The organism is Peribacillus cavernae (assembly GCF_003989135.1).
Classification (GTDB): domain Bacteria; phylum Bacillota; class Bacilli; order Bacillales; family DSM-1321; genus Peribacillus; species Peribacillus cavernae.
In genome coordinates this window covers 414,232-437,274 of the sequence record NZ_RYZZ01000007.1, presented here as the reverse complement: position 1 = coordinate 437,274, position 23,043 = coordinate 414,232, and the positions used below count along the sequence as shown (strand labels likewise).

Here is a 23,043-nt window from a genome sequence, read left to right as displayed (position 1 = left end):
TCTCTTTAGATAACCATATCTCCCCCAGAGTTAACGATGTCCCTTATTACAAGGCGTTGACGCATTTCTTATGATTTGGAGATCTCAATAAGCAGATCGCCAGTGCTGATCGCTTCTCCGTTAGAAACATGTATCTCTTTAATCATACCGGAGTACGGAGCCTGTACAGTGGTTTCCATTTTCATCGCTTCCGTAATGATTAAATGGTCTCCCTGATTGACCTTTTCCCCTTTTTCCACAACTACTTTGATTACGGTTCCGGGCATTGTGGCACCGATGTGGGATTCATTTTTAGCATCTGTTTTCACTTTAGCCTGTACACTGGACTTGATGCTTTCGTCCTTGATTACAACCTCACGCGGCTGGCCGTTTAATTCAAAATAAACCACCCTTGTTCCATCAACCTGAGGCTGTCCGATTGAAACCATTTTTACGATCAGCGTTTTTCCAGTCTCAATTTCGACTTCAATTTCCTCGCCCAATCTCATCCCATAAAGAAATGTAGGAGTATCGAGAGTGGAAATATCCTCAAATTGCTCAACTGTTTTCACATAATCGAGGAATACTTTCGGGTAAAGGGCGTATGCCAATGCATCAAAGCTTGTCACCGGCCGGCCGATTTCTTTATACAATTCCTCTTTCAGACTCTGGAAGTCGACTTCGTCCAGCAATTCTCCAGGCCTTACTGTAATCGGAGTCCTTCCTTTTAAAATGACATCCTGAAGTTCCTTAGGGAAGCCGCCATATGGCTGACCCAGATACCCTTCAAACAGTTCAATGACAGAGTCAGGGAAATCTATTGACTTGCCTTTGGACAGGACAGATTCTTCATTTAATTCATTTTGGACCATGAACAGCGCCATGTCACCGACGACTTTCGATGAAGGGGTAACTTTTACAATATCACCGAACATTGCATTTACCCTCTGATACATTTCTTTGACCTCTCCCCAGCGTTCGCCCAATCCCACGGCCTTTGCTTGTTGCTGAAGATTGCTGTATTGTCCTCCCGGCATTTCATGCTCGTATACTTCTGTATGCGGTGAATTCATCCCGCTTTCGAAATCGCTGTAATATTTACGGACACCTTCCCAGTAATGGGAGAGCTCCACAAGGGAATGGACGTCCGCTTTAGGCTGCCTTGATGTACCTTCGAGTGCATAGTGCAGCGTTTCCGAGCTTGGCTGGGAAGTTAATCCTGCCATTGAGCCTAATGCCGTATCTACAATATCGACGCCAGCTTCAATCGCTTTGGCATACATATAAATCCCATTGCCGCTTGTATCGTGCGTATGCAAATGAATGGGTATATCAATCGTTTCTTTTAATTCTGAAATTAAGCGGTACGCAGCTTCCGGTTTTAACAAACCAGCCATATCCTTTATCCCAAGAATGTGGGCCCCTTGGTTTTCCAATTCCCTGGCCAGATCCTTGTAATACTGAATATCATATTTACCTCTTGCGGGATCATTGATATCCCCCGTATAGCAAATCGCAGCTTCCGCGATTTTTCCAGAACCACGAACCGCATCTATCGCCACTTCCATGCCTTTTACCCAGTTTAAGCTGTCAAAAATCCGGAATACATCGATGCCGGCATGGGCAGATTTGTCGACGAACTCTTGTATAACATTATCTGGATAGTTTTTATAACCTACCGCATTGGATGCACGCAGGAGCATCTGGAATAATACATTTGGCACTTTTTCGCGCAAGGACAACAGCCTGTCCCATGGATCTTCTTTCAGGAAGCGGTACGCCACATCAAAGGTTGCACCACCCCACATTTCAAGCGAAAACAGGTCTGGCAGCAGTTGTGCTGTCGGTTCGGCAATATGCAGCAAATCCCTTGTCCGGATACGGGTGGCCAGCAGGGATTGATGGGCATCGCGGAATGTAGTATCGGTTAACAGCACCTCTTTTTGATCCTTAACCCATTCGACAAGCCCCTGAGCGCCTTTACTATCGAGAATCTGCTTTGTACCGTACTTTACTCTTACATCACTATCAATTTTCGGTGTGATCAGATTCTCGAAAATTGGTTTTTTCTTTTTTTCAATGCCCGGGAAGCCATTTACTGATACGTTCCCGATATAGCTAAGCATTTTCGTTCCGCGGTCCTTACGTACAGGGAAAGCGAAGAGCTCAGGCGTAGTATCGATAAAGGAAGTATTGTATTGGCCCGTTATGAACTTTTCATGTTTTACGACATTTTCAAGGAATGGGATATTCGTCTTTATCCCGCGGATCCTGAATTCTTTTAAGTTCCTGACCATTTTTGAGGCAGCCTGTTCAAAGGTATGGGCTTGTGTAGAAAGTTTCACCAGCAAAGAATCGTAGTAAGGCGTAATGATTGCTCCCTGGAACCCATTTCCTGCGTCGAGGCGGACTCCGAATCCTCCTCCTGAGCGGTAAGCCATGATTTTTCCGGTATCAGGCATGAAGTTATTTAAAGGATCTTCTGTAGTCACCCGCGATTGAATCGCAAAGCCGATTGTATGGATTTCTTCCTGAACAGGAATCTCCATCGGCGCCTGGTGCAGATTATTTCCTTCGGCGATAAATATTTGTGATTGAACGATATCGATCCCGGTGATCATTTCAGTAATCGTGTGTTCAACCTGGACACGCGGATTCACTTCAATGAAATAAAATTCGTCGTTTGCCACAAGAAATTCCACTGTACCCGCGTTGACATAGTCTACGTTTTTCGCCAGTTTTACAGCTGCTTCACAGATCCTATCCCTTAATTCTGGGGATAAGGAGACACATGGAGCCACCTCCACGACCTTTTGATGTCTTCTTTGGACGGAACAATCGCGTTCATACAAATGGACAATATTGCCTTGCTTGTCCCCAAGAATTTGAACTTCAATATGCTTTGGATTTTGGATGAATCGTTCAACGTAAACTTCATCGTTTCCAAATGCGGCTTTAGCCTCTGATCTAGCCCGGTCATAGGCTTCACGCACTTCTTCAAGCTTGTTTACAATACGCATGCCTCGTCCGCCACCGCCAAGAGATGCTTTAATAATGATAGGGAAGCCGTGTGTTTTACCGAATGAGATAATTTCATCTAGTTCCTGAATCGGACCATCGCTTCCCGGAATAACCGGAATATCCGCAAGCTGTGCCTGCTGACGCGCTTTTACTTTGTCACCAAACATATCGAGATGTTTAGTTTCAGGTCCAATAAATATGATCCCTTCTTCTTCACATCTGCGGGCAAACTCAATGTTCTCGGAAAGGAAGCCATATCCAGGGTGAATCGCATCTACACCGCTTGTTTTCGCAATTTCAATGATTCCTTCGATGTCCAAATAAGCATCGATTGGTTTTTTGCCTTCCCCTACCAGGTAAGCCTCATCCGCTTTATAACGATGATAGGAACCGTAATCCTCTTTCGAATATACGGCTACTGTGCGGATTCCTAGTTCCGTACAAGCACGGAAAATACGGATGGCAATTTCCCCGCGGTTTGCGGCAAGCACTTTTTTAATACGTTGTCCCATTAACCTACACCTACTTTTATGTATTCTCTTAATTATATAATAACACAGCTCGTAAAATAAGCCATACTACTTAACAAAGTGTTATACTATTCAAAATATCAGGAGATTTATAAAAAAAACTCAAACAATCTATCGATTAGTTTGAGTTAGTTAGTTATCATGCGAATCATTTGCGAAGGGATGCTTCATGCAAAGCTGATAACTCCCTTTCAAGTGTTTCTAGAAGGGATTTCCCTTCCGCTTCCACCACTAAACCTAAACGGACAGCAAAATCTATTTCACGAGATAAGCCGAACATTTGTGTATCAAGAACCTCTTCATACAGAGGACATTGAGGCATAGTAAGGTTATCCATTTGTACTTTAATGAGTTTTAATATCTTGTCAGCATCAGCTTCTAATAAAGCAAAGGCTTTTTCTCGATGATTAACAAGGATTTCGGATGCCATATTAAATCCCCCCGCTTAGAGCGATTAAATCTTATCTATAAATTTTACCCTTACTTATATAAAAAAGCAAGAGGAAGATAAGAAAAGCAAAGCGCCTTGTTCAGCCCTGTAAATACAGCTATACTAAAGATGCATTAGATACAGGAAAGGATGAAAGTCTTGGAATCAATACTATTCATTAAAGGCAAGGTAAAATATACGATCACCCTTGACCCGGGTGTATGGATTTTTGATGACCGTAAAGTGGACATGGATACATATTTTCAGTTGGAAAAGAAAGCTGTAGACGAACTGGAGGAGTACACCAAAGCTACTTCAAAAAACTGGGAACGGGAAATCCGCGAAGGAGCCGTTTTACCGCCTACGCTTAAAACAGAGAAGAAATATGAGAAGGAAAAGATTATGACTGGCACATTCGGAATTCCCCTCGAACCTTTTCTTCAAAATGCGGTGCCTGCTGAAGATGCTACCACCGTCATTATTGAAACGGAAACGGGGGAAACTGCTTTTCCTTTAATGGATGCAAAAACGTTTATCCTTGGTTTTTCGATTAAAGGAAAGCCACTCGGGGAGGACGGCCCAGTTTTTGTTTATTTCGGGGACGGCTCCAACATAGAAGCTCCGATTAAGAAAGTGAAGGCATTTCGCTTAGAATAAGAATTCTTTTAAAGAAAAAGAGGCCGTTCATCATGGGGCTTCCGCATTTAGCCGAACATTGCTTTCGGTGTTTTATGCAAAGGCAGTACATGAAGGCGGCTTCTTCATATGTGGCTGTCATAAAATATTTGCAGCCAATTGCGCCAGCCCTGAGCGTTCCCCTTTGATTAGTTTTACATGGCCCGCAATCGTTTGATCCTTAAATTTCTCGACCACATAGGTTAGTCCATTGTTATACTCATCCAGATATGGATGATCGATTTGTTCAGGGTCACCCATCAACACGATTTTACTTCGATCCCCCACACGGGTCAGTATCGTTTTTACTTCGTGTTTGGTCAGATTTTGCGCCTCATCGATGATGATGAATTGATCAGGTATGCTTCTTCCCCGGATATACGTCAACGCTTCTACCTCTATTGAGCCCATTCCTGCCAAAATAGCATCCAATTCTCCCGGCTTTTTTGTGTTAAACAAATACTCAAGGTTATCATAAATTGGTTGCATCCAGGGCCGTAACTTTTCTTGCTTTTCACCTGGCAAGTATCCGATATCTTTTCCTACCGGTACAATCGGCCTCGCGACAAGAAGCTTTTTATACTGGCCTAAATCCTCTGTCTGCATCAGGCCCGAAGCCAGTGCAAGCAATGTTTTGCCTGTTCCCGCTTTTCCGATTAAAGTTATCAGGGGCAGGTCAGAACGAAGCAGAATTTCCATTGCCATCGTTTGTTGGACATTTCTTGGCTTAATGCCCCAGATATGATCCTGGTCAAAAATTAGTTTTTTTACTATCGTTGCCGACTTATCGACAATTCCGATCGCTGACGAAGATCCTCCCAACACATCCTTCATCAAAACAAACTGGTTGGGAAAGAACTTATTGGCGGAAACCCCGGAAAGTGGAAGCATTCCTTTTTCATAGAAGCTGCCCAGGACTTCCTTCGGGACAAATAATTCCTGAAAACCGCTGTATATGTGATCCGTGTCCACGACCCGGTCACTCAGGAAGTCCTGGGCATTCAAACCGATTGCATCTGCCTTTACCCTTACCAAGGTATCCTTGCTTACCAAAATCACCGTCTTGCCATTTTCTTTCGTCTGTTCTTCAATGGCGAGGTTTTTAGCTACAGCCAATATTCTATTATCGTTTGTTTTTTCAACAAATATTTCTTGAAGCTCATGAAATGATCTGTGATTTAGTTCTACTCTCAGAACACCGCCGTTGTGGAGCGGGATTTTTTCATGAAGTTTTCCTATTTCACGGAAGCCATCAATCAATTTTGATACGTGCCTTGCATTTCTCCCTATTTCGTCCATATATCTTTTTTTCGAATCCACTTCCTCCAGCACAACAGCTGGAATCACAACTTCATTTTCTTCGAAAGAAAAAATGGAATAAGGGTCCTGCAGCAAGACATTGGTATCTAACACATAGATTTTGCTCAACATGACGCCCCCTGCCTGTTCATTGTGGAAAATATCAACTTTGCTGCTTATAGCTTATGTCGTGGACAAGACTGTTGCTAAAATATATGTACTTTTGCATAAAGATAGACGAACATTTACAGACTATAAACAAAATGTCATGAAAAAATGGGAGGCGGTACAATGAAGAAACTATCGAGTATTGCAATAGTATTTCTGTTTATTGCCGGCTGTAATACGAATGACAATGCCAGTGAAAAACAAAACAATAATAAAAATGTGGCGCAAGTAAAAAATTCAACAATCGAGGAAAATAACAAACAAAGCAGCCAGCAAATTGCGAGAAGGCTGGTAGATCTTGCTGTCCAGGTTCCTCATGTAAATGATGCCACAGCGGCAGTCCTCGGCGATTATGCCGTAGTGGGGATTGATGTAGATGCAAATGTGGAACGATCCGAGGTAGGAACGATCAAATATGCCGTCGGTGAGGCGTTAAAAAACGATCCATATGGTGCTGATGCTGCCATAGTGGCTGACCCTGATATGAATGCAAGGATAAGGGAAGTTTCACAGGATATCCAAAATGGACAGCCAGTGCGCGGCATCTTGAATGAACTGTCTGATATCACCGGCAGGATTATTCCCGATGTTCCTGGAGACGCACTGAAGCCGACCCCAACACGAGCCACAGAAGAAAAAAAACAGGGAATCGACAGCGAAAAGGACAAAAAGACCCTCGAAAGAGAACAGGACAGGCAATCAAGTGACCAAAACGATCAGGAATAAAGGAAAAACCACAGACCATTCCCGGTGTAACTCGACCGGGTTTTTTTGTTTCATACATAGTACTTCGATTTGCTGCAAATATGACATCGTTTCCTGGATTCAAATATTCTTCAAAAAGCAAACATGATATACTAAGGTAACTGAAATTCAATTACAGGAAAGAGGTCCATGTAAATGAGGGTCAAATGTGTAATATGCGATAATATTGAATCGATTCCCGATTATTCTCCTGAGGCCAAGAAGCTCCGGAACCGGCCGATTCATACCTATATGTGCCAGACTTGCCACCTGAGAATCGAAGAAAAAACAAAAAACCGGGCTGAAACCGGAAACTTCCGATTATATCGAAGTGTGTCAAAGGATGATGAATGGTAAGATGGATTCTGTCATGTATTTCAGCTGGATTAGGATTCGGCTTTTTTAGAATCGAGGTATATAGAAATACAAATGGGATTGGTTTGCATGTTGTTTATGTTTTGTTGCTGCCATTCCTTACAAGAACATAAAAAAACCGTGCGCTTCAGTGAACGCACGGTTTTTTAATCATAATTTAGATATTTTTCCGGCTCGGCATTGATTTGGTCAAGCATGACCTCAATCAGTTCAATCGGAAATCGCTGTGTCTTTTCTTCCTGATTGATGCAATACTGGACGAAATAAAAGGGCTCTTCTCTTTTTACGCCGATGATTTCTATTTGATGCTCTTCATTAAGCAGGTTTTCAAATAATACCCGTGTATCATTTGCAGAAGAGTCTTCAGGCCGTGCATCGCACACAACTTTAATCGTAAGCCAGTTATATAGCGTATCCTGTAAAGACTGCATGCCTATGCCTGCTCTTCTTTTTTATGGTTGTGAAGCCGGTACTTATAAATCCCAAGAACAAACACCGCGATAACCAGCCCTTCCCCTACAGGCAGGAAAACAGCAAGGAATGAAAGGAATGTGCACCCAAGTGCCATTACTGCATAGATAACCACATTTTTCAATACAGGCAGTTTTTTTGCAAACCCCAGCCTATATACGATAACACAGAGGACAAACACAGTGATATACAAATACCACATTCCTGCTTGAGGATTTTTATCCACATTAAATAGTGCCGCAAAAAATGACAATCGCTCCTGGATCATTCCTATTCCTCCCCTGGGTCAAGCTTAGTTTGCTTCAGCGTATTTTTTCTTTTTAGCTGATTTTTCACGTTCGTTTTTATCAAGTATCTTTTTGCGAAGACGAATTGATTCAGGTGTCACTTCACAATACTCATCGTCGTTCAAATACTCCAGAGACTCTTCAAGAGACATGATTTTTGGTTTTTTCATGGAAGTAGTCTGGTCTTTATTCGCAGAACGCATGTTAGTCATCTGCTTGGCTTTCACGATATTTACGGTTAGATCACTTTCACGGTTATGTTCGCCGACAATCATGCCTTCATAAATATCAGTACCCGGCTCAACAAAAATGACACCGCGGTCTTCTACTCCCATAGTTCCGTATTGAGTTGATTTTCCTGTTTCCATGGAAACAAGCACACCTTGCCTTCTTCCGCCAACCTGTCCTTGCTGCATTGGCTGGTAGCTGTCAAAAGTATGGTTCATGATGCCGTATCCGCGTGTAATCGTCAGAAATTCTGTAGAGTAACCAATTAATCCCCGTGCTGGCACGTTGAAAATCAAACGGACTTGACCGCCTCCATTATTAATCATGTCGAGCATTTCACCTTTGCGGGCACCGATCGATTCCATGATTGATCCTGTATGCTCTTCAGGTACATCAATTTGCACACGTTCCACAGGCTCGCAGCGGACCCCGTCAATTACTTTAACGATTACTTCCGGCTTGGAAACCTGAAGTTCAAAGCCTTCACGCCGCATGTTTTCAATTAAAATGGATAAGTGAAGCTCGCCGCGGCCCGAAACAACCCACACATCCGGGGAATCCGTATCTTCAACACGCAGGCTAACATCTGTTTCCAGCTGGCTTTTCAATCTTTCTTCGATCTTTCTTGATGTGACGAATTTGCCTTCACGGCCGGCAAAAGGGCTGTTATTTACAAGGAAAGTCATTTGCAGGGTTGGTTCATCAATACGCAATACAGGAAGTGCTTCCTGATGCTCTACCGGCGTTACCGTTTCTCCTACGTTAATGTCTTCCATACCGGAAACAGCGACAAGATCACCAGCAACCGCTTCTTCAATTTCTACTCGTTTCAAGCCAATAAAGCCAAAGATCTTTGTAACCCTGAACTGCTTCACTGACCCGTCCAGCTTCATAAGAGCTACCTGCTGGCCTACTTTCATTGTTCCGCGGAATACTCTTCCAATTCCAATACGCCCAACATAATCATTATAATCAAGCAAAGCGACCTGGAATTGAAGCGGATCTTCCCTATTATCAATTGGTGCAGGTATATTTTCAATAATCGCTTCAAACAAAGACTCCATGTTTTCTTGTTGTTTAGCTGGATCTGGATCCGGACTTGCAGTACCTTGAATGGCTGAAGCATAAATGACTGGAAAGTCTAATTGTTCTTCATTGGCACCTAGTTCGATGAATAAGTCTAGAACTTCATCAATGACTTCTTCTGGACGTGCCGAGTCCTTGTCGATTTTATTGACGACTACGATTGGTGTAATTTTTTGTTCTAATGCTTTTTTCAATACAAAGCGTGTTTGTGGCATCGTGCCTTCATAGGCGTCGACTACAAGCAGCACGCCATCAACCATCCTCATGATGCGCTCTACTTCGCCGCCGAAATCAGCGTGTCCTGGTGTATCAAGGATATTGATTTTTGTTTCTTTATATTGAACAGCTGTATTTTTCGCTAAAATCGTGATTCCACGCTCTCTTTCTAGGTCGTTGGAATCCATAGCCCGTTCTTCAACGTGCTCATTTGCACGATAAGTACCTGATTGTTTCAATAGTTCATCTACCAGCGTCGTTTTCCCATGGTCAACGTGGGCAATGATCGCTATATTGCGAATATCATTACGAGATTTCAAAAAATTCACTCCTAGTGTATGATGTCTTCTGTGCCATTAACTTACATATTATATCACAAACATAGTAGAAACAAATAAAGAAATTCTGTACAATAAGATTATACGGGGTGAAATGATGAAAAATATACAATGGAACTTTTTAATTCTTGCTTTATTGGCGACAGCAAGCCTGGCCTGGACTGGCATTGCCATCGGCGAAAGAAGCCTAATTGGCATCTTTCTTAGTATACTCGCTCTCTTTGTAATTATGGGCTTCGGCTTTGCTACAAAGAAAAAAATGCGGGAAAAGAGCAAAAGTTAAACCAGTAAAAAATCGCCGCTTGAACCGCGGCGATTTTTTACAAGTCCTTCAGGTAATTTTCCCCAATCTCTTTATGAAGCCCCGGTTTTGAAACAAATAAAGGGCCCCCCTTCAAGTAATCCAGCGGGTTTCCTTGCAAGTCGCTTACTTCCCCGCCCACCTCTTCAATCAAAATTGCCCCTCCTGCAAAATCCCATGGTGAAAGCCTCATGGTAATATATGCATCCAGCCTTCCTGCTGCCACAAAGGCAAGTTCCAGAGCTGCTGAACCGTAGGATCGGGTTCCCCGGACATCACGTACGAGCGGACCCAGGATTGAAGGGTCAATTTTCCGATTTTCGGTGACCCATGTCGCATTTAATGACAGGATTGTTTCGCTGACCCGGCCTTGTTTCAGCGGCGGCAATTTCTTTTCATTCATAAAAGCTCCCTGTCCTCTGACTGTATGATATAGTTCATCATGAACGACATCATACACGAGCCCGATCTTCCCTTTGCCATCCTCCATTATTCCGATTGAGATGGCAAAATTCCGCTGTTGATGAATAAAATTCATCGTTCCGTCTATCGGGTCAATAATCCAGACTATCCCTTGTAAGTCCTTGACGTCATGTCCCATCCCTTCTTCGCCAAAAATCCTGTGATTCGGGAAAGTTTCCGTTATCTTATCCATAAAAAACTGTTCTGTTTCCCGATCCATATTCGTTACTAAATCATTTGGATTCGTTTTTGTGTCAATGTTCAGCTTTTCGTCAAAAGAAACCTTCAATCTTTCGCCCGCTTCTTCGATCCATTTTTTTGCGTATGTATCGATTTCCATCCAATTTGTCATACTTGAATCCTCCGCTTTTTTGATGAACACATCTGATAGTTTCACAAGAATCCATCGCTTTTATTAAAGATTACTTTAAGCTGCCATTTCCTTCAAGCATGATGTAAGAAAAGGTAAGCACAGATGCTGAAAAAGATGATATAAAAGACGGACACCTTTTTTCTTTCACAGAAAGTGTCCGTCTCAAGCTTTCCACATGTCCTTACAATTAGATAATATCATTTTACAGCTATTTTTCTCCTTTTTTTCTCTTTAAGATCCACATCTTATTATAGCGCTTTAAGTCTTACTAATTCCAGGCGGATTCGCTCCAGCTTCTGCTTGCATTGTAATTTTTTCTTTTCATTTTTTTCGCCGATTGCCTCGAACAAAGTGGCCAGCTCATAATCCATTTCCATTCTCAATACCGCAGCTCTATGTTTTTCTACTTCTTTCGCTTTCAAAGCTTGATTCATTACTTGTTTCATAGTAATCTTCTCCTTTTTAATTAGTTAACCAAATTTTCAGATTTATTTTTACTATATGTTATGACGCCCACTGCCGAATCGCAACAAATTTGTGTAAAAACCCATGCGGAAGTTAGTGGCAGCACCAACATAGTAATTTTTTGTTTTTAGTTTCGCTGTGCTACAATATCATTAGATAAAGTTGCGGGAGGAAAGAAATGGAACACATGAACTTTGTTGCCAGTGATTTCAATGTTTTTAAAATAGATGGCCTCGACCAGCGTATGGATGCTTTAAAAGACCGGATACAGCCGAAATTGCAAAGGCTCGGTAAACACTTTTCGCAAGAACTCTCAAGCAAAACCGGAGATGAGATGTTCATGCATGTCGCAAAACACGCGAGAAGAACGATTAATCCTCCAAACGATACCTGGGTTGCTTTTGCCAGGAACAGCAGAGGATATAAAATGATGCCTCATTTCCAGATCGGGCTCTGGGAAACTCATATATTCGTCTGGTTTGCAGTTATCTATGAAGCTCAGGGCAAAACCGACTTTGGAAAAGTTCTTGAACAGAATGCCGAAAAGGTGAAAGAGATCATCCCCAATCATTTTGTATGGTCCATCGATCATACGAAGCCAGATATAATTCCTCATGAAGGGCTCTCTGTCCAGGAATTGAAAACCATGTTCCAGCGGCTGCAAACTGTAAAAAAAGCTGAAATTCTTTGTGGAATCCAGGTTCCCCGCGAAGATGCCATCAAGATATCCAATGACGGATTTGTAACATTAATTAGTAATGCTTTTGACCATTTAATACCCCTCTACAAATTCAGTTAAACATAACTTGCTTTAAATGGGCGTAGGTTTCATCCATACAATAAAAGGGTTGGATATACGTTTATCCAACCCTTTCTTCATCGCATAAGTTCTCTGTGTCCTAAAGGTGTTTCAGGCCATCACTTTGCCTTTTGCTGCCTCAATTAACCGGGTAATCTCCTCGTAATCTTCCGTGTGCAGGCATTGGACAACCTTGCTTCCCACGACAGCACCATCACAATACCGGCCCGCTTCCTTCACGTGTTCCGGGGTGGAGATCCCAAACCCTGCCAGGACCGGCACTTCGCTTAATGATTTTACCTTCTGTAAAAACCGGCCTGTCTCTTCTCCGAAATGATCTCTTGCTCCCGTAGTCCCTTTAATGGTAACGGCATACAGGAAACCTTCCGCTTCCGAGGCGATTTTCCTAAGTCTTGCTTCGGGGCTTGTTAAGGTCACTAGCCTTACGAGGGCGATTTCTGACTGTTTGAAAGGTCCGGAAACAATCGCTTCTTCTTCAAACGGCATATCCGGAATGATGCAGCCATCCACCCCCGCCTTGAGACAATCTTGTGCAAAACGGTCAACCCCATAAGCAAAGACCGGATTGAGATAAGTCATTAAAATGATCGGAATCTTTACTTCTTCGCGAATTTCGATTAATTTATCGATTATGCTTTTCAGGGTAACGCCGGCATCGAGCGCCCGCTTCCCTGCCTTCTGAATGACCGGTCCGTCCGCTACAGGATCGGAAAACGGTATGCCCAATTCGACGGCAGCAGCCCCCGCCTTCTCAAAAAATTTCAGATGCTGCTTTAGTTTATCAAGCCCTCCGTCACCGGCCATTATATAAGGAATGAATACTTTCTCGCCTTTTTGTATGCATGTTTTCAGTGCTTCATCAATCCGCTGTTTCCCCATTTGAATGTCCTCCCATCCGCTTTTGTATCGTTTCCACATCTTTATCGCCTCTGCCTGACAGGCAAATGACAAGGTTCTCTTCATGTTTCATCTCTTTTGCAAGCTTCACTGCATGTGCAACAGCATGCGAACTCTCCAGCGCCGGAATGATTCCTTCTGTCCGCGAAAGCAGTATGAAAGCATCCATTGCCTCTTGATCGGTCACTGAAGTATATTGAACCCTGCTTGTATCCTTTAAGAGGCTATGCTCCGGGCCAACTCCCGGATAGTCGAGTCCAGCTGATATTGAATGGGCTTCCTGTATTTGGCCATCATCATCCTGCAATACATACATCAGAGAACCGTGAAGAATCCCTTGTTTTCCCTTTGTCAAAGTGGCTGCATGCTTTGCCGTGTCAATACCGCTGCCTGCTGCCTCGACACCAATGAGAGAAACATCCTTATCCTCAATAAACGGATAGAACATGCCCATCGCATTGCTGCCGCCGCCGACACAAGCTACGATCGCATCCGGCAGGCCGCCTTCGATACTTGCAAATTGCCGTTTTGTTTCATTGCCGATGACACTTTGGAAATTACGGACAATTTTTGGGAAAGGATGCGGCCCAAGCACAGAACCCATAATGTAATGGGTATCACCTACATTGGCCACCCAGTACCTCAAAGCTTCATTGACAGCATCCTTTAGAGTGCCGCTTCCCTGGTCGACAGAGACTACCTTGGCACCGAGAAGCTCCATTCGGAATACATTAAGCTTTTGGCGGGCGATATCCTCCTTTCCCATAAAGATGATACATTCAAGATTCAGCAGCGCACAGACGGTCGCTGTGGCAACACCGTGCTGTCCGGCTCCTGTCTCGGCAACGACCTTTCTCTTGCCCATCCTCACTGTCAAGAGCCCCTGGCCGATCGTATTATTAATCTTATGGGCACCTGTATGGTTCAGATCCTCCCGCTTTAGATAAACTTTGGCGCCTCCTGCATATTTCGTTAGATTTTCAGCATAATAAAGCGGATTTTCGCGTCCGATATAGTGAGTTAAATAATGCTTCAGTTCCTTTTGAAAGCCTGCATCTTTGATCGCTTCTTCATAGGCGTTTTCAAGCTCAATTACTGCAGTCATTAATGTCTCGGGAACGAACCTTCCGCCATATGGGCCGAAATGTCCATTTTGATCGGGCTGAATATAGGTGCTCATTTCACTCCATCTCCTTTTAAAAGCTTATATTTTTGGCATTTTGTACGAATCTATAAATCTTATCAATATCCTTTGAGCCGTTGGTTTCCACACCGCTGGATACATCGACGCCGTCCGGCTTTACAGATTTGATTGCCCAGCCAACATTTTCAGGTGTTAGCCCTCCCGCAAGGATAAACGTACCTGCAGGGAGGCGGTTATTCTTCAATAAGCTTGAGTCGATAGCTACCCCGTTACCACCCTGATATTTTCCTTTCGGGCTGTCGAGCAAGTAATAATCCGTCTCGAGGGAAGCAAGCTGCTGAATGTCCTCTGGAGCACCGATTCCGAGCGCTTTGATTACCGGAAACGAAAGCTCCTTTATGAATTCCCCGCTTTCATTGCCATGCAACTGAATGTAATCGAGCCCGGCAATGGATTGAGCCCTTTTTATCTCTTTAATTTCCTCGTTCACAAAAACCCCGACAGTTCTAACTCTGCCCCTGACACTTTCGATGATCTCTGCAGCCTGTTCCGGGCTGACACGCCGCCTACTTTCGGCAAAGACAAAGCCGATTAAGTCTGCTCCGGCGTCCACTGCTGCCTTCGCTGCTTCCATATTCATAATCCCGCAAATTTTCACTAACATTTGAGAAACTCCTAACGTTATATTTGAAATTCAGCTAATTTATTGGGCAGGTCATCACTTTTCATAAAGGTTTCGCCTACCAAAATAGCATCAGCACCAGCTGCTCTCACCCGCAGCACATCTTCCTTCGTTTTGATTCCGCTCTCGCTAATCAATGCACTTGTGGACTTTCCAAGTTGATTTGCAAGCTTTTCGGTGACGGCCAGATCAACCTGGAATGTCTTTAAATCGCGATTGTTGATTCCAATCATTTCAGCACCAGTATTTACGGCACGTTCCAGTTCGTATTCATTATGCACTTCGGTAATCACTTCAAGCCCGATGTTATGCGCATAACGATATAACTCCTGGTGCCTTTCGGCTGAAAGAGCCGCAACAATCAATAAAATAACGTCGGCTCCGGCCTTCCGGGCACGGTCAATCTGGATTTCATCAATGATGAAGTCTTTGCATAGCAGCGGAAGCTCTACTGCCGAGCGGACCGATTCTAAATCTAAAAAGGAGCCTTTAAAGAAATCAGTATCGGTTAAAACAGATATCCCCACAGCGCCATGGGCTTCATATATCCCCGCCTGGGAAGCAGGAATAACGTCGGGGGAAATATCACCCTTGGAAGGAGAGGCACGCTTAATCTCGGCTATGATGCCGAGGGAATCCTTATGCTTTATTTCTGAATAAAGCGAACGGCATGGCCTTATGAATTCCTTGCTCATTCGATAGCCTCGCTCCTTCAGTTCAGCTACCTCTTCTGCTTTGCGCGCGATTATTTTCGTCAAAATATTCTCCACTTAAATCACCCCGCTTTTTGATCTGTTATTTGAAATGAGCGTCTCTAATTTCCCAAGGGCTTTACCGCTATCAATGCTTTCATTTGCTAGTGCAATTCCTTCCTTGATGGTTGACGCCTTGCCGTATGCATATATGCCGAGTCCCGCATTAAGCAGGACTGTATCCCGATAAGCACCTTTTCCCCCTCTTAAAACATTCAGGAGGATCTCGCTGTTTTCTTTGGCATCTCCGCCTTTTATCGTTTCATTTTGATAAACGGGCAGGCCTACTTCCTCAGGATGCAAAGTAAAGCTTGTAATTTCTCCCTTTTCAAGCAGGACAAGGCTGTTCGTTCCCTGGAGACTTGCCTCATCCATATTACCTGCTCCGTTTACGATAATCGCCCTTTTTCTGCCCAGCGAATCAAGCACCCTTGAGAAAGGCTCCAGCATCTCTTTCCGGTATACGCCAAGCAGCTGTGTGGTCAATTCCACCGGGTTCGTTAACGGTCCGATTAAATTGAACACTGTCGAAATCTTCAATTCCCTTCGTATCTTCATAATTCTTGCCATTTTCGGATGAATGTGCGGAGCAAATAAAAATGCAATCCCATTTTCTTTTAACATCTCTTCTATCTGTAACGGTCCAGCTTGCAAGTCAACACCGAGCTTCTCTAGCACATCTGCACTACCTGTTTTGCTGGAAACACTCCTGTTTCCGTGTTTGGCGATTTTAACCCCTGCTCCTGCTATCACGAAAGCGGAAGCGGTACTGATATTAAAACTTTGTGAACCGTCTCCTCCTGTACCGCAATTATCCATGACATTTTCGAAATCATGGTTGATCGGCATTGCTTTTTCCCGTAAAACCTGAACAAGGCTCGCGATTTCAGCCGCTGACTCTCCCTTTGCCTTAAGGGCGACCAGAAATGCAGCAATTTCACTATCTGAAATCTCTTCAGAAAATAAAGCCTCCGCCGCAAGCATCATTTCCTCCTGTGAAAGTGTTTTTCTCTCAGATAGTTTTTCCAGAAACAATTTCATGTTTTCTTCCCCTCCCAGCCTGAATAATAAATTCATGCAATAATTTTTTACCTGTCTTTGTTCCGATCGACTCCGGATGAAACTGAACTCCATATACCGGTAATGACAGATGCCTGATAGCCATTATTTCACCATCATTCATATCGTTTGCCATTACTTCAAATTCAATCGGCACCGTTTCCCTGTCGACAACCAGAGAGTGGTATCTCATTACCTCAAGGGGCTGTGGCTGATATTCAAAAATCCCCTTCCCGTTATGAGTAATCGGTGATGTTTTTCCGTGGCAAATCCGTTTAGCTGCAATGATCTCCGCCCCAAAGGCAGCTGCAATGGCCTGGTGTCCGAGGCAAACACCAAGTATCGGGACCGATTCATAAAAATGCCGGATCAAAGGGATGCAGATGCCTGCTTCCTCTGGACGGCCTGGTCCCGGTGATATAACGATCGCTTCCGGCCCAAGAGCTTCAATTTCCGCGAGTGTGATCGCATCGTTCCTTCTAACCAATATGTCCTGACCGAGTTCTGCAATATACTGATACAGGTTGTAGGTAAACGAATCATAATTATCAATTAACAAAATCATGTTCAGCTTCCTCCATTAGTGCTTTCGCTTTATTAATCGTTTCCTCATATTCCTTTTCAGGAATTGAATCGTAAACAATCCCGGCTCCCGCCTGGACATAGGCGGTTTTATCGTTAATGATCATCGTTCTGATCGCAAGTGCCATATCAAGACTGCCGTTGTACGATATATAGCCGATTGCCCCGGAATAAAGGCCCCGCTTAGAATTTTCGAGTTTGTTAATAATTTTCATTGCCTCGATTTTCGGGGCCCCCGAAACAGTTCCAGCAGGCAGGCATACAGCTAAGGCATCCAAGCCAGAAATCCCGTCATTCAGCTCCCCGGACACTTCAGAGACAAGATGCATGACATATTGATAGCGTTCAATCAGCATCGAAGCGGTAATGTCAATCGATCCTACCTTCGAAACCCTTCCAAGATCATTCCTTCCTAGATCGACAAGCATCATATGTTCAGCAATTTCCTTTTCATCAGAACGCAGGGTTTTTTCAAAAAGATGATCTTCCTCGTCACTCTTTCCCCGCGGCCTAGTACCGGCGATTGGATTTAAAGTCACTTTCCTTCCTCTTACCTTCATCATGCTTTCCGGCGAAGAGCCGAGCACGGCATAGTCTTCAAAATCCAGAAAGAACATATAAGGAGAAGGGTTTTTGACGCGGAGCTTGCGGTATATTTCAAAAGGACTCCCGTCAAACTTGGAAGTAAAGCGTTGAGAAAGCACGATTTGAAAAATCTTTCCGGCAATGATCGATTCTTTCGCTTCCTTCACTAACGCCTCAAATCTTTCCCGGGGCATCGAAGGGCTGAATTCAAGAACGCTCTTTTCATGTTCAATCACACGAGTTTCTTCTGAAAGCAGCTTTTTCAGTTTGCCGATCCGCTTTTGTAACTCTGACTCAGATTCATCCAGGACGACAAGGTGGATTTTTTGCAAGGCATGATCGAAAACGATCACCTCCCTGTAAACCATGAAATGAGCTTCCGGCATTTTCAATTGATCAGGCGGGACCTCGCCAATTTCTTCATATTGGCGGATGACGTCGTACCCAAGAAAACCGATAGCCCCGCCATAAAACGGAAATGGCAATTCAGGACTTGTTTCCGTCAAAATTTCTGTTTTTAAAAAATCAAGGATTCGGCCCCGATGATTTTTTGTTTCGTTATTCCGCAAATCAATCAGTGTTATATCATTAGCCAAAGAGCGGATTTCAAAGGCGGGATTGCTTCCCAAATAGGAGTAGCGGCCATCTCCTTCGTGCTTATTCGAACTTTCAAGCAAAAACTTCTTTTTTCCGGTTAGCTTTTGAAACACGGACACAGGAGTATGCGTATCCCCTTCCAGTGTCTCCACTCTGCAATTCAGCTTTTTACTCACATTATCACGTCCTTATTCTTGAATTTGAAAGGATTATTTTTTCAACTTGAACCGGTGTCTAGCGCAAGCAGCCTAGCCCCGACGCACAGGACGTACTAGTGCCGACGAAAACATAAGGACGTGGCGGATGTTAGCCGTGTTCCTTTATACAAGGCGCTTGCGCTTTTCTAATAAAAAAGTCCCCTGCAAACAGAAAAAGTCTGTTTGCAGAGGACGATTCATTCACCGCGGTGCCACCTCAGGTTGGAAAGCATCTTTCGCCTTCCCACTTTTTTCAGGTACCGGAATCACACACTGGAACATTAGTTAAAAATGTCTTGTGTTGTCAATACCCTATCCTTTTTAACGGGGGAATCCGGGCTTCCCTACTGTTCATTCAGGAGGCCTCTCGTAAGTCCATTCACCTTTTTATATCGTACCGGTTTCCAGCTTCCCCGGCTCTCTGTAGCGAATCTAAAACGGCTACTTACCCTTACTTTAACAATTTACAATATAAAGTTTTAAAAAAATACAAAAAGGGCCCCCATCCAAAAGGACGAGGAACCCGTGGTACCACCTTTATTAGCTAAAAAAGCTCACTTTACGGCATCTATTTGAAAAATGCCTGTCTCTTGTAACGAGGAGACTGGTTCGCCAAAGCCTACTGCCATAATGGTTTCGGTTTGGGGCTCGGAAGGCCATTCACTAAACGATACATACCGATTTTCACCAACCACCGGCTCTCTTTAATGTATCCGTAAAGCTACTCTTCTTCGTCAGCACCTTTTATTACTAAATCTTATTTAACATATTAAATCGTTTACGCATATGAAGTCAAGAGTTATCTCCAAAGATTTTGAATTTTATAAGAAAAACCGTCACCGGTCCTTGGCTTACGAACATTGTTCTTCAGTTAGAGCATTGATTAGCCAAGGAGACGCCCGACAGGCATAAGACGAACAGATGTATGGGGAGCGGTTTTCTCCCCATCAGCTGATTGGCTTATGACCCGAGGGTGGCAGGTGTAAGGTTAGACACCAGGTCTACGTTCAAAAAGTTATACTTTCTTAGCTTTAAAAGAAAAGCAGAAGCGACAACATTTTCGTTTATTTCATCGAGATCCATGCAGCGCTTTCCGTCTCTTTCGCCTTCTTCATGACCAAATATGAGGAGTAGCCGCTGCTTTCTTGGAATTCGTCCGTATATTTTTTTTCATCAGCTTTGCCAGGAATTATTTCCTTGAATCTTCGATATGTTGACATTAATTCCTCTTTTTGAATTTTGTTCTCGTATGCTTTTTCCACCGCTTCAAAAAAATGAATAACATCGACGATTTCTTCAGTTGTCCAGTCCATATCCATCGGATATTGATAATCCATCAATGATCACCTGCTTACCGTTTATCCTTACTTTGTCCATTTTTGCCGGATTGCTTCCGCCTCATTTATCACTCTGTCAAAAAGTTCAGCTACAGCCGGTACATCATGGATCAATCCCATTACCTGCCCTGCCCATGCGAATCCATCATCAGTTTTTCCATTATGGATGTACCGTTTATTCGCTTCTCCGCTTATGTAATCCTTTAACGCTTCATAGACTCCGTTTTCTTTTTCAATCTCAAGAATCTTATCGGTCCAGCTATTGGAAATGACCCTGGCAGGCGCACCTATTGACCGTTTGATAACATCCGTATCATTTTCATTCCCGTTTACAAGAGCTGTTTTATAAACTTCATGTGCGTGAACGCATTCTTTAGTAGCGATAAACCTCGTTCCCATCTCAATCCCTTCCGCTCCCAGGGCAAGGCCTGCCATCAGTCCACGGCCGTCGCCGAATCCACCAGACGCAATAACTGGTATCGACACTGAATCAACAACCTGCGGAATCAGCACAGTCGTGCCAATATCATCTCTGCCTAAATGACCGCCGCCTTCTTGCCCGACCACCATGACCGCATCTGCCCCTAGTTCCTCCGCTTTGACAGCCTGCCTTCTCGCTGCAACGAGAACAAGTTTCTTAACATCTGTCCCTTTCAATAAATCAAAAAAAGGGGCAGGGTTCCCGCCTGTAACAGAGACTATCGAAACATCCTCTTCCAGTGCCGCTTTCAGGAAATGCTCGAATGTCCTGCCATGCTGGCCGATCGCGAAATTGACACCAAACGGTTTATCGGTCATGCTCTTCGTTTTGCGGATTTCCGCGCGAAGCTGTTCAGGTGTCTGAAGGCTCATCGCAGTCACTTGGCCAAGGCCTCCTGCATTCGAAACAGCAGCGGCGAGATCTGCATACGCAAGATGCGCCAGCCCTCCCTGGATAATCGGAAATTCAACACCAAGCAATTCGGTTACTCTAGTATTCCAAATCATTATACTTCCCCCTTGTTTTCCCATTCCTTTCTATATAGTGTAAAGAAATCTTGTTGAGAAAACTAGAATTATTTTTCAGAACACCTAAGAAAAACAATCCCTTAAAATACCTTTCCATTGTATAAATTATTTCCTTTGCAAACACTAGCATAGATGCTATAATTCATTTGTTTTGTATCGGAAAAGCGTAAGCGCCCTGTTCAGCCCTGACAAGCATAAGCTAGATCCCGAAGGAAGGCGCTTTTTGCCTTCTGTAGGGATCTAGCTTATGACCTCGAGGGGCTGGGCGCTGAAGCTAGACACCAGTACACATTGAAAAAGCTATACTTTCTAATCTTTTAGAAAAGCGCATTGAAGCTATACATTCATATTTGTTAAAGAAGCATTTCTTATATTCCAAGAAGCGAAAAAAACATTTTACAGAAGAGGTGTTACGAAGAATTGTCACAATATGATACACCCTTATTCACAGGTTTATTACAGCATGCTAAAAAAAATCCGGTCCAATTCCATATACCTGGCCATAAAAAAGGGAACGGCATCGATCCTGAATTTCGTGAATTCATAGGAGATAATGCTTTATCAATCGACTTGATCAATATTGCTCCACTCGATGACCTCCATCAACCAAGAGGCATCATAAAGCAAGCACAGGATCTTGCAGCGGAAGCCTTTGGGGCTGATCATACCTTTTTTTCCGTACAAGGTACAAGCGGGGCGATCATGACCATGGTGATGGCTGTTTGCGGACCCGGGGATAAAATTATCGTTCCTCGGAACGTTCATAAATCGGTAATGTCTGCAATTGTCTTTTCCGGGGCTGTACCCATTTTCATCCATCCAGAAGTTGATAAAAACCTCGGGATTTCACACGGAATTACGACTGAATCGGTAGAACATGCTCTTGAGCAGCATCCTGACGCGAAAGGCCTGCTTGTTATTAACCCAACGTACTTCGGCATTTCAGCTGATTTAAAAAGAATCGTGGAAATAGCACACTCTTACGACGTACCTGTGCTGGTGGATGAAGCCCATGGTGTTCATATCCATTTTCACGAAGAACTGCCATTGTCAGCGATGCAGGCCGGCGCCGATATGGCAGCGACAAGTGTTCATAAGCTCGGTGGCTCTATGACGCAAAGCTCGATCCTGAATGTCCGCGAAGGACTTGTTTCCGCTAATCGCGTACAATCCATATTGAGCATGCTAACCACTACATCAACTTCATATCTGTTATTGGCTTCTCTTGATGTAGCCAGAAAGCGGCTCGCTACAGAGGGCAGAGAATTGGCTTCACAAACCCTATCCCTTGCAGACTATATGCGAAAGGAAATCAACAATATTCACTATTTGCATTGTGTGGGCAAGGAAATTCTCGGCAGCAAGGCAACCTTTGATCTGGACCCTACCAAGCTGACCATTTCAGTGAAGGGTTTGGGCATTACCGGATATGATGTAGAGAAGTGGCTTCGTGAAAAGTATAATATTGAAGTGGAACTGTCCGATTTATATAACATCCTTTGCATTGTGACCCCAGGGGATACAAAGAAGGAGGCCGATTTATTAATCGAAGCCTTAGAGAATTTATCCGAGGGGTTCCATAAATATATCGGCGAAGAAGAAAGAACTGAAATAGAAGTGCTGCTGCCAAGCATTCCTTCGCTTGCGATAACACCGAGGGATGCTTTTTACGCCGATACAGAAATCGTGCCTATCGAAGAATCAGTGGGACGCATCATCGCCGAATTTATCATGGTCTATCCCCCGGGAATCCCGATTTTTATTCCCGGTGAGATCATCACACAGGAAAATATCGACTACATTAACAAAAATATCGAAGTCGGATTGCCCGTTCAGGGTCCAGAGGACAGCGAACTTAAATTCCTGAGGGTCATCAAAGAATTTAAAGCGATTAAATAGCATCGAAAAACGGAAGCGCCTTGCACTTAAATAAGG

General features: G+C 43.7%; 23 protein-coding genes and 2 other annotated features. Of the genes, 6 read left to right on the top strand and 17 right to left on the bottom strand.

Translation table 11 applies throughout. From position 1 onward, the window contains the following. Nucleotides 1–68: 68 nt before the first annotated feature. Both pyc and ELQ35_RS08230 read right to left on the bottom strand, forming a co-directional pair. On the bottom strand, nt 69–3,512 hold the full coding sequence (gene pyc, locus ELQ35_RS08235; RefSeq protein WP_126864339.1) for a pyruvate carboxylase: 3,444 nt from the start codon (nt 3,510–3,512) through the stop codon (nt 69–71). A 166-nt stretch (nt 3,513–3,678) separates the two neighbouring features. Beyond that, nucleotides 3,679–3,960 (bottom strand): Fpa/YlaN family protein, encoded by a 282-nt coding sequence (locus ELQ35_RS08230; RefSeq protein WP_126864338.1) that lies wholly within the window; start codon nt 3,958–3,960, stop codon nt 3,679–3,681. Between the two features lie 159 nt (nt 3,961–4,119). Here ELQ35_RS08230 and ELQ35_RS08225 point away from each other — a divergent pair, with 159 nt between their 5' ends. Then, complete coding sequence (locus ELQ35_RS08225) at nt 4,120–4,617, top strand: peptidyl-prolyl cis-trans isomerase (protein WP_126864337.1); 498 nt, start codon at nt 4,120–4,122, stop codon at nt 4,615–4,617. Nucleotides 4,618–4,734: 117 nt separating this feature from the next. Here ELQ35_RS08225 and ELQ35_RS08220 read toward each other — a convergent pair whose 3' ends face one another. Further along, the gene (locus ELQ35_RS08220) at nt 4,735–6,063 is read right to left on the bottom strand and encodes a PhoH family protein (RefSeq protein WP_126864336.1); all 1,329 of its coding nucleotides are present in this window, start codon (nt 6,061–6,063) and stop codon (nt 4,735–4,737) included. A 162-nt stretch (nt 6,064–6,225) separates the two neighbouring features. On the opposite strand from ELQ35_RS08220, the gene ELQ35_RS08215 reads away from it, so the two are divergent. Next, nucleotides 6,226–6,828, top strand: coding sequence for a YhcN/YlaJ family sporulation lipoprotein (locus ELQ35_RS08215; RefSeq protein ID WP_126864335.1), 603 nt, complete (start codon nt 6,226–6,228; stop codon nt 6,826–6,828). A 174-nt stretch (nt 6,829–7,002) separates the two neighbouring features. Beyond that, nucleotides 7,003–7,203 carry a YlaI family protein gene (locus tag ELQ35_RS08210; protein WP_126864334.1) on the top strand — a complete coding sequence of 67 codons (201 nt, stop codon included), beginning with the start codon at nt 7,003–7,005 and terminating at the stop codon, nt 7,201–7,203. A gap of 164 nt (nt 7,204–7,367) precedes the next feature. Here the strand turns inward: ELQ35_RS08210 and ELQ35_RS08205 are convergent, their stop codons facing one another. From ELQ35_RS08205 to typA, 3 genes are read right to left on the bottom strand one after another with little or no spacing between them, the layout of a single operon-like run. Then, nucleotides 7,368–7,652: a hypothetical protein gene (locus ELQ35_RS08205; RefSeq protein ID WP_126864333.1), complete on the bottom strand. Its 285-nt coding sequence runs from the start codon at nt 7,650–7,652 to the stop codon at nt 7,368–7,370. 2 nt (nt 7,653–7,654) lie between these two features. Further along, nucleotides 7,655–7,960: a YlaH-like family protein gene (locus ELQ35_RS08200; RefSeq protein ID WP_370873365.1), complete on the bottom strand. Its 306-nt coding sequence runs from the start codon at nt 7,958–7,960 to the stop codon at nt 7,655–7,657. A 24-nt stretch (nt 7,961–7,984) separates the two neighbouring features. Next, nucleotides 7,985–9,829 carry a translational GTPase TypA gene (gene typA / locus ELQ35_RS08195; RefSeq protein WP_126864331.1) on the bottom strand — a complete coding sequence of 615 codons (1,845 nt, stop codon included), beginning with the start codon at nt 9,827–9,829 and terminating at the stop codon, nt 7,985–7,987. A 115-nt stretch (nt 9,830–9,944) separates the two neighbouring features. Between typA and ELQ35_RS08190 the strand changes: the two genes are divergently transcribed. Continuing rightward, on the top strand, nt 9,945–10,130 hold the full coding sequence (locus ELQ35_RS08190) for a YlaF family protein (protein ID WP_126864330.1): 186 nt from the start codon (nt 9,945–9,947) through the stop codon (nt 10,128–10,130). A 37-nt stretch (nt 10,131–10,167) separates the two neighbouring features. On the opposite strand, the gene ELQ35_RS08185 is transcribed toward ELQ35_RS08190, so the two are convergent. Both ELQ35_RS08185 and ELQ35_RS08180 read right to left on the bottom strand, forming a co-directional pair. Continuing rightward, nucleotides 10,168–10,962 carry an inositol monophosphatase family protein gene (locus tag ELQ35_RS08185; RefSeq protein ID WP_126864329.1) on the bottom strand — a complete coding sequence of 265 codons (795 nt, stop codon included), beginning with the start codon at nt 10,960–10,962 and terminating at the stop codon, nt 10,168–10,170. A 269-nt stretch (nt 10,963–11,231) separates the two neighbouring features. Continuing rightward, nucleotides 11,232–11,429 (bottom strand): hypothetical protein, encoded by a 198-nt coding sequence (locus ELQ35_RS08180; RefSeq protein ID WP_126864328.1) that lies wholly within the window; start codon nt 11,427–11,429, stop codon nt 11,232–11,234. 197 nt (nt 11,430–11,626) lie between these two features. Between ELQ35_RS08180 and ELQ35_RS08175 the strand changes: the two genes are divergently transcribed. Further along, complete coding sequence (locus ELQ35_RS08175) at nt 11,627–12,247, top strand: YktB family protein (RefSeq protein ID WP_126864327.1); 621 nt, start codon at nt 11,627–11,629, stop codon at nt 12,245–12,247. A gap of 111 nt (nt 12,248–12,358) precedes the next feature. Here ELQ35_RS08175 and trpA read toward each other — a convergent pair whose 3' ends face one another. The 9 genes from trpA to ELQ35_RS08130 all read right to left on the bottom strand — a co-directional run bounded on the left by trpA (nt 12,359) and on the right by ELQ35_RS08130 (nt 21,087). Next, nucleotides 12,359–13,147 (bottom strand): tryptophan synthase subunit alpha, encoded by a 789-nt coding sequence (gene trpA, locus ELQ35_RS08170; RefSeq protein WP_126864326.1) that lies wholly within the window; start codon nt 13,145–13,147, stop codon nt 12,359–12,361. After that, nucleotides 13,128–14,345: a tryptophan synthase subunit beta gene (gene trpB, locus ELQ35_RS08165; protein WP_126864325.1), complete on the bottom strand. Its 1,218-nt coding sequence runs from the start codon at nt 14,343–14,345 to the stop codon at nt 13,128–13,130. Before trpB ends, trpA begins: the two co-directional genes overlap by 20 nt. A 16-nt stretch (nt 14,346–14,361) precedes the next feature. Beyond that, the gene (locus tag ELQ35_RS08160; RefSeq protein ID WP_126864324.1) at nt 14,362–14,973 is read right to left on the bottom strand and encodes a phosphoribosylanthranilate isomerase; all 612 of its coding nucleotides are present in this window, start codon (nt 14,971–14,973) and stop codon (nt 14,362–14,364) included. 17 nt (nt 14,974–14,990) lie between these two features. Continuing rightward, nucleotides 14,991–15,761 carry an indole-3-glycerol phosphate synthase TrpC gene (gene trpC / locus ELQ35_RS08155; RefSeq protein WP_126864323.1) on the bottom strand — a complete coding sequence of 257 codons (771 nt, stop codon included), beginning with the start codon at nt 15,759–15,761 and terminating at the stop codon, nt 14,991–14,993. Beyond that, complete coding sequence (trpD, locus tag ELQ35_RS08150; protein WP_126864322.1) at nt 15,762–16,784, bottom strand: anthranilate phosphoribosyltransferase; 1,023 nt, start codon at nt 16,782–16,784, stop codon at nt 15,762–15,764. Next, complete coding sequence (locus tag ELQ35_RS08145; RefSeq protein WP_126864321.1) at nt 16,756–17,367, bottom strand: anthranilate synthase component II; 612 nt, start codon at nt 17,365–17,367, stop codon at nt 16,756–16,758. The genes trpD and ELQ35_RS08145 overlap by 29 nt, the downstream gene beginning before the upstream one ends. Beyond that, complete coding sequence (trpE, locus tag ELQ35_RS08140) at nt 17,351–18,742, bottom strand: anthranilate synthase component I (RefSeq protein ID WP_126864320.1); 1,392 nt, start codon at nt 18,740–18,742, stop codon at nt 17,351–17,353. The genes ELQ35_RS08145 and trpE overlap by 17 nt, the downstream gene beginning before the upstream one ends. A gap of 206 nt (nt 18,743–18,948) precedes the next feature. Beyond that, nucleotides 18,949–19,232, bottom strand: a binding site (T-box leader). 38 nt (nt 19,233–19,270) lie between these two features. Further along, nucleotides 19,271–19,510 (bottom strand) — a binding site (T-box leader). 317 nt (nt 19,511–19,827) lie between these two features. After that, on the bottom strand, nt 19,828–20,100 hold the full coding sequence (locus ELQ35_RS08135; protein ID WP_126864319.1) for a UPF0223 family protein: 273 nt from the start codon (nt 20,098–20,100) through the stop codon (nt 19,828–19,830). A 27-nt stretch (nt 20,101–20,127) separates the two neighbouring features. Further along, complete coding sequence (locus ELQ35_RS08130) at nt 20,128–21,087, bottom strand: NAD(P)H-dependent flavin oxidoreductase (RefSeq protein ID WP_126864318.1); 960 nt, start codon at nt 21,085–21,087, stop codon at nt 20,128–20,130. 441 nt (nt 21,088–21,528) lie between these two features. Between ELQ35_RS08130 and ELQ35_RS08125 the strand changes: the two genes are divergently transcribed. Further along, nucleotides 21,529–23,007, top strand: a complete 1,479-nt coding sequence (locus tag ELQ35_RS08125; protein WP_126864317.1) for an aminotransferase class I/II-fold pyridoxal phosphate-dependent enzyme — start codon at nt 21,529–21,531, stop codon at nt 23,005–23,007. Nucleotides 23,008–23,043 lie beyond the last annotated feature (36 nt).